We start from the raw sequence: 13,430 nt of genomic DNA, 5'->3' as shown, positions 1-13,430 counted from the left end.
CGTATCGAACGATGGGTTCTCCTCATTTTTATGCCCGAAGGCAATTGCACCCGGATGCCCCCGGCTGTATAATTGTACCAATATGAGATATCCAAGCCAGAGGCTGTGTGACAGGAAGGATTCAGGGAGAAAGGAATGAGCCATGCGATCGATACTGAAAAAACAGATCATTCGCTTGATCCTCCCATCAGGAGAGGGGATTTCTCTTACCCCCACACCAGACGTCATGGATGCCTTGATGGCGGAACAGACCGCCATCAAGGCAGAACTGAATGCAATGCAAAACCGGCAGGAGCTGGCCAATGAACTGGCCCAGGCGATCCTCCAGCACTTGATGATCGTCAACCAGTATATCAATTTTCGCCAGCATGAGATTCGCTGTCTGGAACGGCTTTTTCTGTCCCTGCTTCAGCAATTGGCAGCATTTTACGACCAGAAGGAGCAGACCCCGGAAGGGCTTGCCCGGATCTTTAGGCAACATGGGCTGAAAGTGGGTCGTTTTTTGTTGGAAACCAATGGCTCACACCTGCAAATGTTAAAGAACGATCAACTGGTGGTGCACAGGGTTCCCTGTGAGGAGTATGAAGCCCCCTTTCAATTCGAGTTGCTGGGGATTGAGATGGATCAACTCCAGGAGCCAGTGCTGGATCTCGGCAGTGGAACCCAGGCGCGATTGGTTCAGGCCTTGCGGGAGCGGGGCCTTGAGGCATATGGCTTGGAACGCATGGAACCGGGAGACAATCCATTCATTTATGTCGCCAATTGGCTTGACTTTTACTTTGCGCCGGACAAATGGGGGACGGTGATCTCCAATATGGCTTTCTCCAACCACTTCTGGCATCACCATCTCCGCAAAGATGGGGATTATACCACGTATGCACAGAAATACATGGAAATCCTGCGTTCGCTTCAAGTGGGTGGAAGCTTTATCTATGCACCCGGTTTGCCGTTTATTGAACCCCTCTTGGAAGAGAATAGTGACACGTATACCGTGTGTTACAGGGAACTGGACCAACCATCCCTTGAATCCAATATGCAGGAAGAGGACATGCATCCCTCACGCTGGTATGTGGCGCAGGTGGTCCGGAAACGATAGACAATGGTGAAAAACATATGTATCCCCTTCAGGTGAACAGCCGGAAGGGGATTTTTTATGAGGGAAACGTGTAAGAATGGAGATTCCGATATCGGGCATAAAAAAGCGGGCTTTAACGATTCTATGTGAAGCATTCGGATGGCTTTGTCAGGATGGCAATGGGGCATGGCAAAACACAAAGATCACACATGACATGAGAGGAGTCGGATCAGCATGGAACAGCAGTCATTAGCAGGTGCGTATTTTATGCGGGAATTGGATACATCCGCCAAACGGTTGTATCCTTTTCCGGTTTTTAATCAATTGCGTGAAAACACTCCGGTTCGTTATGATGATCTGCGCAAGTGTTGGGACGTGTTTCTATATGAAGACGTGGAAATGATCCTAAAAAATCACAATCTGTTCTCAGCCAAACATAAGCGCTTGGTAGAAGCGGAGAATATTCTGTTCATGGACCCACCGCGCCATCGCCACATTCGTAATTTGGTCAGTCAAGCGTTTACGCCAAAAATGGTTCAAAATCAGGCGGACACCATTCAGCGCATTGCTGCAGAGTTGTTGGACCGGGTGATTGAACAGGGACAGATGAATGTATTGCAGGATTTTGCGTCTCCACTCACCATTCTGATGATTGCCAAACTGCTGGGTGTGCCGCCGGAGGACCACCGTCAGTTTCGTGAATGGTCAGAGCGCATTACCAAAGGAGCGACCGGCTCCTCGGAAGAGGAACTCCAGGCCGTTGTGGCGGAACATATTCAGGTAACCCAGGAACTGACACAGTTCTTCTTGGATGCCATGGAAAAACGCAGACACCGTCCACAGGACGACCTGATCACCAAGCTATTGCAGGCGGAGATTGACGGCGAGAAATTGACCGACAAAGAGATTGTCGACTTTTGCATCCTGTTGCTAGTCGCCGGCAATGAAACCACCGCCAATCTGATCACCAACGGTGTCCGCGCCTTAACCCAATATCCGGAACTGCAACCTGTCATTCAGGAACAACCTTCTTCCATTCCCAGCTTTGTCACGGAAGCTGTACGCTTTTACCCCTCTGTCCTAGGAACCGTGCGCATTGCAAAACAGGACACCGAATTGCGCGGACAGTGGATTCGCGAAGGCGAAGTGGTCTCCGTCTGGATCGCAAGTGCCAACCGCGATCCCCGTCAATTTTCCGATCCGGATGCGTTTCAGTTGGATCGTTCCCCCAATCCCCACCTGTCCTTCAGCAAAGGCATTCACTACTGCCTGGGAGCCTCACTTGCCTGTCTGGAAGCGGAATTGGCTTTTGCAGAACTCTTCAGCCGAATCACAGATCTGCGCATGGCAGAATCGGCCCATCTACAGATCATCCCTTCCCCCCCGTTATACGGCATCAAAGAATTCCCACTCACCTTCCAACGGATCTAAGGGTTCTGCATGGGATGGAGAAAGAACGAACCATTTGTGGACAAGAAAAGCACTCCAATTCCAGTTTAGCCGGGGTAGATGAATGAATAGCTTTTTTATAATCAAGCAGAGGATCGTGGTTTCGGTCTAAAAAAATGAAACCCATCTTCACGGTGGATGAGACTGCTGGCAAAGGTCAGCAGTCTCAAGTCCTTTGACAGAGGGCTTTTTTATTTATATCACAACAACCGGCGGAGGGAGGGAGTTAATGGGTGAAAAAAGTGACGCAAAAGTCATCGAAGGGTTTATCCGGGATCTTCAGGCAAGGGGAGCAGTCTAGGCACGATCAAAACCTATACTCGCATTACACAGGAGTTCACCAACTGGCTAAATAATAATGGCGGGGATAGGTGGATGTGCAGCAGTAACGTTCATGGATCAGCACTTCATCTTCTGGATGCAAATCCTCCAGCACCTGTTTCGGTTGAGGACGATGCCGGGGGCTTCCGCTCATTTTGTCCAGATAGACGGTTTCCGTTCCGGCAGTCTTCAGCGAGTCAATCTGTCGATCCGGATTCTGTTCAATGGTCGAGACAACGAATATACCCTCACTATCATTTATTTATCTCTCCTGTGCTATTTATGAGACACTAAAATGAGACAATGTTCCCCTTGAGAAATCGCTACCCTTATTGTATCTCATTTGGATAGCGTGTACAGCGACCTATTCCCAATCATCCCCTAGTACCCAAAAACAGTCATGGATGTCCCGTTTTCTATATGAGGATTTCGCCATCGGGACCTCCGTTGAAAAGTTCCCAAGTTGTGTAGATCATAGGTTTTTCTCCTGAACTCCATTTGGATGCTGATCAATTAACTAGAGTGATATAATAAAATCGGAAAATTGGGCATGAGTCCGGTTTTCTGATTTTATTATACTTGGAGGAGAACATGGGTATTATTAGCCAAAGAACCATCACATATTTTTATGATCTTTTGAGTTCTTGGAGTACAGTGGCAAAAATAGAACGTCTTTTTGAAGATGAGGGTATATCTAAAAAGAGAAATCATAGTTCAGATTATGATGGACAAAGAAGGAAAACAGCTGATTCTTATGTTGCAAACCTGGATTTATCTGATTGGGAGGATATTTCTAAACTATTAAAGGTTATGGAAGTATTTTTACTAACAACTGAGAGTAACATTTCTACAATGTTAATTGAAGATTACAAGACTAATATAGAACAGTTCAAAAAGCTGATGAAACGAGACGGTTTTAATTGGTCAAATGAAAAATTTGAGAGTGAAGATAATTTCATAACAAATGATATACAAGAATTGAAACATTTCGGGATACCAACAATAAACAAAGAATTAAAAAGAGCAACGAATCAACTTTTTCTTGATCCAGAGGATTCTATTACAGCAGCTAGAAGCATGGTTGAAAGTACATTCAAATATATTTTGGATGATTTAGGGATAAAATACAAAGAAAAAGGTAATTTATACAAAAAAGTTTCAAAAGAGCTCAACTTTTCACCGGATCAACATGGAGAAGAAGTTTTCAAGAATATTCTTGGTAACATTTCTGCTATTGTTACAGGGTTTAATTCTATCCGAAATACTTATGGTGATTCACATGGAAAGGGAATTACTTATGGTAGACCGAGTACCAGACATGCGAAATTTACAGTAAGTATAAGTGTGGCATTATGTATTTTTTTACTTGAAACTTATCAGAGAAGAAAAAAACAGGAAAGCAATCCATAGTTCCTGTAAATAGAAAAATGAATGTTAAGGGTTTGTGTACTTCCCCAAAAAACACCTCTCTCAGCAAGCCACTGGTTGGCGCTGACAGGGTGTTTTTTTATCTTCAATAGTCACTCTCTTCAATTAGGGATTCGCTCATATAGCTCATCTACTTTGCAACCAATTATATGGGCTAACTCGAAAGCAGTTTCTAGGCGGGGAACTTTTTTTCCAGTTACCCAAGCCGACATCTGTTGTGGTGATACTCCCATTTTTTCGGCAATCTCAGCCTGAGTGATCTTTATCCCTTCTTCTCTTTTTCGTGCAATTACAGAAGCGATGCGTGCTCTAATCATGATACGCTTTTCCTCTCTTTTTGTTTGATTGGCATCTATTATAATTCTTGATGGTATAAAAATCAACCTTTAAGGTTTATTATAAACCTATAAGGTTGATGAAATTTAAAGGAGGTGATTTTTAATGAAGTTTCAGGCGCATGATTCCCAATTGCCGAATGCTATGTCTCGAAAACTAGACAGAGTTCGATTTATTGGTGGTGATTTTCAAACTTTTCGTAATATGACTGAAGAGGAATTTGAAAAAGCAAAAGAAAGGGCCCTCCGATGGCAGTCGGAAGACCGGTAACGCACAAGTAAAAAAACTAAAACAGAATCGTCTTTTTTAGCATTGCGAGCTAACCCAGAAAGGAACTTTTTTGATCCGAGCAATTGTATCAATATCCAAATTTTATGTAAACACTTTGAGACCCACCGTAGGTTGCTGGTTCTACCCCTGGTAATCCTGAAGCAACTTCTGGCCGTTGGATAGACCAAACGGGCAATCCTTCGTCTTTTTGAAACAACCCGTGCAAAACCTCTTCATCTACGTTAATCTTGTATTAAGCCTCCTTTCGTGAATATTACGGCAACTTAGTCTCTTCCCATTTCACAGCCAATCCTATTTTAACACAGTATACCGAACTATATTGGGATGGGCACATGAATCGTAAGGAACTCAAGAATAAGTTTTGGATCTTCCTGATCACCACCGGTTTGTTTATTTGTATACGATCACGGACCAATCATATTGCTCTTAGAGATTCCAGTCTCTCTACTATCCGATTTCGTCACGTCAGGAAAACTCGATGCTCATTCATGTTATTTATGACGGTTTGTTCATGTCGTACCTGTTTTTGGATTTTAAATTAGGGGGATCTGTCGCTTTGTCTTCTGGCTGATCGATGAAGGTTTAAATGGTATGATTGCTCTAAATAAATTTGGATGATTTACAGTTAGTCGAACAAGAAGGTGGGGCACAGTGAAGGGGTGAAATGATGAAAAAGTTTTGGACCTTCCTAATCACCATGGGGTCTCTCTTCCTGGTTCCGTACTTAATGTACTCTATTGACGGTCAGTCTTGGGAACTATATGGAGGCCCTGCAGGGTTGGCTTTGATGTATGTCATGATTGGTGGGCCGATTATTTTGCTCTTTGGGATTCCGGTATCTCTGTTATCCGATTATGTGACGAGAGGAAAACCCCTGCGTTGGTTATGGGCAATGCTAATCCATACCTTTGGTGGTGTCCTGTTCTCGCTGGTACTTTTTCATAGTTTATATTTTGTTATAATTGGAGGAATTGTCGCCTTTGTCTTCTGGTCGACCGATGAAGGTTTCAAATGGTATGAGCGATCTAAATAATCAGCATATATTTAGGTGTGAAGTCCCTCATAAATCCAGGAGTTTTTTCTGTTTCGGGATAAATATCGATAACCTGTTACGAATAATATATGGAAGATAATTCTATCTATTCCGTTTATAAAGAGTTGGCTGGCGAGACCTATGAAGCAGCAAATGAAATGGCTTTCGCCATCGCAGAAGTCAGATGCACGGTGGAATCCGTCCTCGAATAGGAAGGCGTACCGGCTATACCAGGATGGGATAATGGTCAAACAAAAGACGGGGGGGGGGGGGCAATAAAACCGGGTGCAGAATCATCGATTCCTTCGATAAAAACAGCCATAAAATCAAGCTGGAAGTTTTTGATCAAAAGGAGCTCCGACGGGGATCGAGATGGGACCCACCGCCCATAGACCCCGTCAAATCCGGTTTCTAAACACCTTCTGCCGATGTTTTCTCACCAATTCCTACAACCCAGAGACGGGAAAAGCAGCCATCGCAATGGTTCGATACCGATGGCTTCGTTCGCACCTACTCCAGTGAGTTAGAGCTAAAGATGAACTGGCTGAAGTGTCTGGTTGATCAACAAGGACCGGTGATCGCGCAACCGGATCAGGTGAAAACCAATCCGTATCTATGGCGATTGAACCACCTGGGTCTTATGTTATTTCTCCATCGGTGGCATTTTCCATCAGTAACGCGCACACGTGGACTTGATAGAATCTCTATCGTTCAGAATCCGGCGAATCCCTTTGCCACTGGTCGCCCAATATGAAGCCAGAGCACTGAATGGCGCATGGGATCAGAAAGACTTTCATGAGGAGCTACCCCCTGGTGTACGTGATGGTAAAAGAACCAAGCGTCCCCGGCTTCAAAGGCTATTACTGGGTACCGATTGGATGATCCAGTTTTGACATCAAGGAACGATGCCGATGATTTCAATCGGCAACTAAAGGATGTGCAAATCTTGGTGTTACCGAATCGGTACCCTAATGTCGGCGAATGTCTGGACAAAATTGCATACCTCTTAGAAACGTCCGCTCCTCGTAAAAGGATATGACACGTGTTTGTCGACCGAAACAAAGGAGAAATCAGTGAAGAAATCCAAAACCGATCATGCTCACCGTAGAATGACCAGTTCGAAGCCTTGTTTCAATTTTGTATCCTTTGCATCGGGGAGGGGTGGGGAATCGCTATCCTTTTTTAGATCCCCAATGAAATTCTGTAGACGAAAATGGAAGTAATAAAGAAAAATCTCCATCTGTTCATCCATTCAAAACAAGAATTGCAAGGAGATCTTATTACATAATTTAAAGTGTGTAATTAAAATAACAATTAGGAAGCGGTGGGAACAGATGAAGAAAACTTACAATAGAATGACGATGAACAGTGGAGATGGTGTCACCTGGATATGTCATAATATATATTTCATGGTTAGGTGCTTGATCATGATTACCGTCAATCGATAAACTCCCACTTTTATATATTGTAGCATTATATTCGTAATCAATATTTGGATATCCAGGATCAAATGGATTGCCTACACTATGTTCCATACTATAAGAAACATAAGAAGATGTTTTCGTAATATTATGTGGATAGATGCCATCTACGCTCGCCCAATCAGACCCCCCTAAAAATCCTTTACTATCATAATAAGTGGTTCGACCCACATCAGGAGCATCGTAAAAAGAGGTGTGACCTGAGTCGTAGAAAATCGCATAGATATCACTTCGAGTCCGATACTTGTTACTGCTCCAACTAAAACCGCGATTATCTCCACCAAACTTAGCAACGCCAGTACCTGCCAAAGGATTATCTGCATATGCGGTTGGTATAAAGGTCATATATCGTACGATGTAACCAGGTCGATATTCAGTCGCTTGTGTTTTGGTCTCAATATCTGTGGACAAGCTGTTCACGGTGGTCCCGACTGTATAGGTACGGTAATTCATGGCTTCTTTATCCTCTGGTTTCAGCTTAATTTTGTATTTCTTTTCAACTTGAGCCATTTGCTCTTGATTCTTTTTCTGTGTCTCACGGTCGATTTTTTTCTTCCCGATAATTTCATAGTTGTATTCCTGGTTGGGTTTGATATTGGTATCGACAAAATATTGTTGGGTAGCCTCGCCAATCTTTTCTTCATTTCGATAAACCTCATACTGTTGATTGTCATCCGGAATTGGATGTGACCAACTTAATCGAATTTGATTCTTTAAAACAACAGAATCGACAGAGATATGGGCAACTGGGTTTTTTTCATTTCTTTTTCTAACAACCGAAGGAACCGTTGAGACTTTGATTTTGCTGATATCGGTCACCTTACCGTCATTAAATGCAATCACTTTAATCTGATGAGGGCCTTCTTCGAGATCAGTAAATGTTTTCTCTTGTTTTGACCCAGACCAAACTTTCTTTTGATCCAAATAAACTTGATATTTCTCACCTGTTTTATTCCAGATAACATCAATGGTATCTCTTGATGCCTCATATTGAACACGAAGCTTCCCATGAAGATTTGAATTTTCTTCCTCTTTGGCAGATAGGGGCTTTCCCCAATAAAACCAGCTACCCAAAAAGAGACTGAAAAAAAACAAAAACAAAAATTTTTTCCATATCATATTCCACAAAAACCTCCTATGACAAAATATTGGATGGACTGATATTGTTTATTATACATTTTTGAAAATTATAAAAAAAGTGTTGTATTTAAGAATATTTGTGGTTCAATCTATTACAGGAAGGATGGTGGTAAATTAATGAATCAGTGGAAAACTTATTGGGCAGTGGTTGTCATGATTGGATTGCTTTCTTTTTTGTTCAATCCCTTTACACATAGTCTGGAAGGGAAAAACACACAACGAGGCGTGTCCGAGATTATATCCAAACGTACTTCCCATTCAAAGACTTACAAAACAGGAGATAATAAATATCAAACTGAATTTTACGCAAATCAAATACATGTAAAAAAAGAAGGAAAATGGGATCGAATCAATAATACCATTCAGACGGTTCCAAAGCACGCTGCCGTACACAAAGATCTTCCTTATCGCAATAAGAATCATGACTATTTAGTAGGCTTTGCCTCTAAGAGCGATACGGATCCATTAATGCGTTTTAAATACAAACAAGCAATAGTCAATTTTTCGCTGCCCGATGATGCGAAGAGTTCAAAGAGTGTTGTTAAGGATAACCAAATTCATTATTCAAAGGTATATCCAGATACGGATTTGATGTATTCCGTTGACTATCGGGGTGTCAAAGAGGAATGGATTCTCCATGCGTATCCTGAGAAGAATAAACTAACGATGCGCATGAAAACAAATCATGTACAACCTATCATAAAAGATGATGGGTCGGTCGTTTTTCAAAACAAAGAAGGCCAAACCATTTTTACAATTCCGCGACCATATATGATCGATGCCAATCTCAGGTATTCGGATAACTTGACCTTTAACATTCGAGAAGACGGAAAGAATACTTACTTAGATTTACACCTAGATTCGGATTGGCTTAAAGATAAGAAACGGAAATATCCTGTTCGAATCGATCCCTCCATTACGATTCAAGGTACTAACGATGCATATGATGCATTTGTCGGAGATGCAGAACCAAGTACAAATTATGGATGGGCAACTTATCTGACCGTCGGTGATAATCCTGACCATGGAACCAGTCGGTCGTTTATCAAGTTTGATCTCAGTGCATTAGAAGAGATGCAAGATATCAATATCTCATCGGCAACGATGAGTTTATGGCAAACCAATTCTTCCACTAGTACGGAAACGGAACGAATTTACCCCGTAACCTCTGACTGGGATTCTAAGAAGGTCACATGGAAAAACCAACCAAATGTCGGGGATATGGTTGCACGAGGCAATGTAACCGATTCGGGATGGTATGATTTTAATGTTACTGCCTTGGTACAAGATTGGTATGCGGGGAAAAGAACCAATTACGGGTTGTCGATCCGTCATGAAAATGAACAGAACAACCGTAAGTCCTATTATTCCAGTGACTATGCAGGCGATAATGGAACGAAAAAACCTAAACTCGTTGTTGAATACACAGTAGAAGGTTTGAATTACCATGGTGAAATTGATGCCAACCGCACCCATCGATACCAGATTCAAACGACCGGAACCGGAACATTGGATATCAACCAAGAACATAGCTCCGAGCATTTCGATTACAGCTTCTACGACAAATCCAATCCGGATCAAACCTATGTGAGTGGCGATGAGGTTCCCAAAGGTACTTACATTTTTAGTGTGTCAACTGCTAACTCAGATGAAACTCACTACTCCTACCATCTAAGCGGATTACCCGGTTTGGAACAAAACGACCAACACTTGCCCACCTTGATCATTACAGACCCAGAACAACATGCTCCTCGTATAACAAAGGGGACAACCTCTATTTCGTTTAAAGGAACAACAGATGCGAATCAGGCCCAATTAACACAAGGAGATCGGAGTACCATCCCTGTTTCGGGTGATTTTTCAAATGTATTCTCATTATCTATCGGGTTAAATCCCATTAGTGCTTATGCTGAATCTAACTCAAATAATCAAGTTGTCGATTCATTTAATCCCATTTCTCCAGGTGTCAAACGATTGGGAGGAAATACCCCCGAAGCCATGTCTGTCAACGTCAGTCAGGAATTAACCCAGTCTTCAAACCAAAAGGTTCAAACGGTTTATCTCACGAGCAATCGTGCTTGGGTCCATGGATTGAGTGCAGTACCTTTAGCAAGTTTAGAGAAAGCCCCGTTTTTGCTGACGGATCCCGAAACGTTATCCTCGGTGACCAAAGCCGAAATTGAGCGTTTGAACCCTGATAAAGTGGTGATTATTGGAGGGACGGGTTCTGTTTCTTCAACCATCGAAAAGGAAGAATTGCCTGCGATGGGTATCCAAAACATCGAACGGATTGCTGGGACGACGCGATATGACACACCGCCAATGATTGGAGACCGCATCTATTCAAAACTAAGCCCAGATAAGGTTCCAAGCGTCTTTATCGCCTCGGGGGAAAATTTTGAGGATAGTTTAAGTGTTGTCTCTGCTGCAGCAAACTTAAATTTCCCGATTCTACTTGTAAAACACGATTCAATTCCAGAAAGTACAAAAAATTTTTTGCAAAAACATGAAATAGGAACCATTTACATCGTGGGCAAAGAGAATGCCATTTCCAATTCAGTGGTGGAGGATCTTAAAAATTACGGACCAGTGGAGGACAAACGGGGAACCACGCGGTACCAGGCAGTTACCAATGTATTGTACGATTTGAAGCTAAAGCCTTCATCAGTAACCATAGCTCACGGCTGGACTTTCCAAGGGATGTTAGCAAGCGGAACTTTGACATCTTTAACAAATTCAGTTACGCTGGTTACCAACAGTCGATATCTTTCCGATGAGATGAAATATTACTTACTTAACATCCAAGATGAGTTAGACTATGCCTATATCATCGGGGGAGATGATACCCTTTCGAGTGATATTGATGATGAGGTAGACTCATACATTAAACCTTGAACACCCTAAAAGAAACAGCCTCCCGAAGGGGAGGCTGTTTGGTTACTATGTAAAATAACGACAACAAAAGGAGAGGGAGGATATGAACAAAAAGCCGGAATGGTTGCAAAAGGTTTAAGAAGGATGGAAGCGTGTATTCGTTAGCACCTAGATCAATCATTAAACCGGTGAAAAGCGAGGAACTAGCCTAACGGGTCGGTTTTTTATAGCTTAATGCAATTATACCTTGACACATGTGTTGATTAGCCAAAGTTTAGGAAAAAAGAAAGCTCCTTTGTGTACAATGGATTCAGAAGCCGCAAACTTCGAATATCTAACTCATGAGTTTACCTTCCCGCGTAATCTTAGTCAATATATTGATATCGGAAGTATAAGGAATGTGATGTAGTGCATCCGTATCTGCCTTTAACCCCATACGATTAACTTCTTATATCCTTTTCGGGAGTATATTAGGGTCACCGGCTATTACGGGAAAGTTGTACGCTAAGACATATTTCTGTAAGAAAAAACAGCTCACCGGATCAAACATGGAGAAAAAGTTTTCAAGAATATTTTCAGCTACCGATAATAGGGAATATCAGTAAAAAGAAAAAGATTGGGGAAACTTTTTAGCGCCTGTTTTGAGCAGGCGCTTTTTTATAGATGATCCCATTGAAAAGGGTGTGTTATAGAAGAAAATGTTTTCATCCGCAAGATACTACTTGGTAATATTTTTTGCGGTAGCTAACTAACCCTATATGTTGCAGATATGTATTTTCAGCTTAAGTATAATAACATTTAAATAAGATAAAATAGGGTGAAACAGGGAATAGAATCATTATTATATGTTGTGAGAATCGTATGGTAGAATAAACCCCAAATGCATGCCTAGGGTCGGGTAGTAGGAAGAGTTTGGTTGGCGTCTTGGTTCTTAACCTGGATTGGATGATGACTGCTCCTTTTAGTGATTTGAGATACTTTACAGGTTGGGAGGGGTATAATGAATGAACTGAAAATATCTTACGGTAAAATTCGTGTGCATCGAAACGCCATTGAAATGATTCATCCATCATCCAAGAAAAAACGTCAGGATTTGCAGGATATCACCATTGCATTGAAGGAGATTCATCATCTGGAATTGCATAAGCCACGGTGGCCTTTCAGCAAAGGATATATCCGTTTTTCATTGGATGGTTCTCACCATCGAAAAAAAAACAGTCGCTTTGCAAGCCGTGAAAGCTTCTCCATGCTGTGTTCTACCATGAAAGAGTATAAAAAAATGAAGAAGATAAAATGTTATATTGAAAATCAGATGAAAGTTGACCATGAGCGAAGAAAATTACCGCCGAATGAAGTGAAACAGATTGAAAAACTGGTTGAGAAAATACACCATGCAAAGCAGGATCGCAAGACAGGCCGACTGAAACGTCTTGTTTCCAAACTGGAAAGCAGGGGGGTAGAAGTGAAATTCCAAGAGGAACATATATCGTGGCAAATTAAAGAGCAATAAAACTGTAACGGGCTTCATGAATTATTTTTTTGATTTTTACCACTATTACTATTATAAAAAAATCGGGATATATAGGCTCTTTGTAGGGAGGGAATGAGCATCAGTCATTTCAATATCGTATCGATTTCCGGGAGCCTTCGTAAAAACTCATTTAATACGGCTTTGATGCATGCGGTTTCAGGTGTTGCCCCTGAAAATATGAAATTTAGCATTTATGATGGATTGGAAAACCTTCCCCACTTTCATCCTGAGCACGATCATGAGGACTTTCCTGTGGTGAGAGATTTACGGACACAGCTGAAAAGCGCTGACGGTATCTTGCTATGCACACCGGAATATGCGGGAGGAGTTCCAGGTGTTTTGAAGAATGCTTTGGATTGGGTCGTCTCTTCGGGTGAGACGGCAACTGGAGTATAAATGTAAGTGGTACAACATTGAGTAGTTATGGCTGATCGTTGGTATCCTTCAAGCAAAACATGTTCCAGTTGTGGT

The 13,430-nt window shown here is 42.1% G+C and carries 11 protein-coding genes; 8 read left to right on the top strand and 3 right to left on the bottom strand.

All coding sequences use genetic code 11. The annotated features are described in order from the left end of the window. Nucleotides 1–142: 142 nt before the first annotated feature. Both FN782_RS14850 and FN782_RS14845 read left to right on the top strand, forming a co-directional pair. The gene (locus tag FN782_RS14850) at nucleotides 143–1,096 is read left to right on the top strand and encodes a class I SAM-dependent methyltransferase (RefSeq protein WP_142506587.1); all 954 of its coding nucleotides are present in this window, start codon (nucleotides 143–145) and stop codon (nucleotides 1,094–1,096) included. Between the two features lie 213 nt (nucleotides 1,097–1,309). Next, the gene (locus FN782_RS14845) at nucleotides 1,310–2,506 is read left to right on the top strand and encodes a cytochrome P450 (RefSeq protein ID WP_142506586.1); all 1,197 of its coding nucleotides are present in this window, start codon (nucleotides 1,310–1,312) and stop codon (nucleotides 2,504–2,506) included. A 355-nt stretch (nucleotides 2,507–2,861) separates the two neighbouring features. Here FN782_RS14845 and FN782_RS17395 read toward each other — a convergent pair whose 3' ends face one another. After that, nucleotides 2,862–3,071 carry a recombinase family protein gene (locus tag FN782_RS17395; protein ID WP_342778409.1) on the bottom strand — a complete coding sequence of 70 codons (210 nt, stop codon included), beginning with the start codon at nucleotides 3,069–3,071 and terminating at the stop codon, nucleotides 2,862–2,864. A 365-nt stretch (nucleotides 3,072–3,436) separates the two neighbouring features. On the opposite strand from FN782_RS17395, the gene FN782_RS14835 reads away from it, so the two are divergent. Continuing rightward, nucleotides 3,437–4,255, top strand: a complete 819-nt coding sequence (locus FN782_RS14835; protein ID WP_142506584.1) for an abortive infection family protein — start codon at nucleotides 3,437–3,439, stop codon at nucleotides 4,253–4,255. Nucleotides 4,256–4,374: 119 nt separating this feature from the next. On the opposite strand, the gene FN782_RS14830 is transcribed toward FN782_RS14835, so the two are convergent. Next, nucleotides 4,375–4,590, bottom strand: a complete 216-nt coding sequence (locus FN782_RS14830) for a helix-turn-helix transcriptional regulator (RefSeq protein ID WP_142506611.1) — start codon at nucleotides 4,588–4,590, stop codon at nucleotides 4,375–4,377. Between the two features lie 124 nt (nucleotides 4,591–4,714). Here FN782_RS14830 and FN782_RS16975 point away from each other — a divergent pair, with 124 nt between their 5' ends. Together FN782_RS16975 and FN782_RS14825 are read left to right on the top strand one after the other, a co-directional pair. Further along, the gene (locus tag FN782_RS16975) at nucleotides 4,715–4,879 is read left to right on the top strand and encodes a hypothetical protein (protein ID WP_185956348.1); all 165 of its coding nucleotides are present in this window, start codon (nucleotides 4,715–4,717) and stop codon (nucleotides 4,877–4,879) included. Nucleotides 4,880–5,567: 688 nt separating this feature from the next. Then, complete coding sequence (locus tag FN782_RS14825) at nucleotides 5,568–5,933, top strand: hypothetical protein (RefSeq protein ID WP_142506583.1); 366 nt, start codon at nucleotides 5,568–5,570, stop codon at nucleotides 5,931–5,933. A 1,289-nt stretch (nucleotides 5,934–7,222) separates the two neighbouring features. Here FN782_RS14825 and FN782_RS14815 read toward each other — a convergent pair. Beyond that, entirely contained in the window at nucleotides 7,223–8,533 is a 1,311-nt protein-coding gene (locus tag FN782_RS14815; protein ID WP_142506581.1) for a DUF3238 domain-containing protein, read from the bottom strand. A gap of 138 nt (nucleotides 8,534–8,671) precedes the next feature. On the opposite strand from FN782_RS14815, the gene FN782_RS14810 reads away from it, so the two are divergent. From FN782_RS14810 to FN782_RS14800, 3 genes are all read left to right on the top strand, one after another. After that, nucleotides 8,672–11,449, top strand: a complete 2,778-nt coding sequence (locus tag FN782_RS14810) for a DNRLRE domain-containing protein (protein WP_142506580.1) — start codon at nucleotides 8,672–8,674, stop codon at nucleotides 11,447–11,449. A 979-nt stretch (nucleotides 11,450–12,428) separates the two neighbouring features. Beyond that, complete coding sequence (locus FN782_RS14805; RefSeq protein WP_142506579.1) at nucleotides 12,429–12,938, top strand: hypothetical protein; 510 nt, start codon at nucleotides 12,429–12,431, stop codon at nucleotides 12,936–12,938. Between the two features lie 93 nt (nucleotides 12,939–13,031). Then, on the top strand, nucleotides 13,032–13,355 hold the full coding sequence (locus FN782_RS14800) for an NADPH-dependent FMN reductase (protein WP_142506578.1): 324 nt from the start codon (nucleotides 13,032–13,034) through the stop codon (nucleotides 13,353–13,355). Nucleotides 13,356–13,430 lie beyond the last annotated feature (75 nt).

Source organism: Melghirimyces algeriensis (assembly GCF_900182565.1).
GTDB lineage: Bacteria > Bacillota > Bacilli > Thermoactinomycetales > DSM-45169 > Melghirimyces > Melghirimyces algeriensis.
This window is presented reverse-complemented; position numbering and strand designations above follow the sequence as displayed.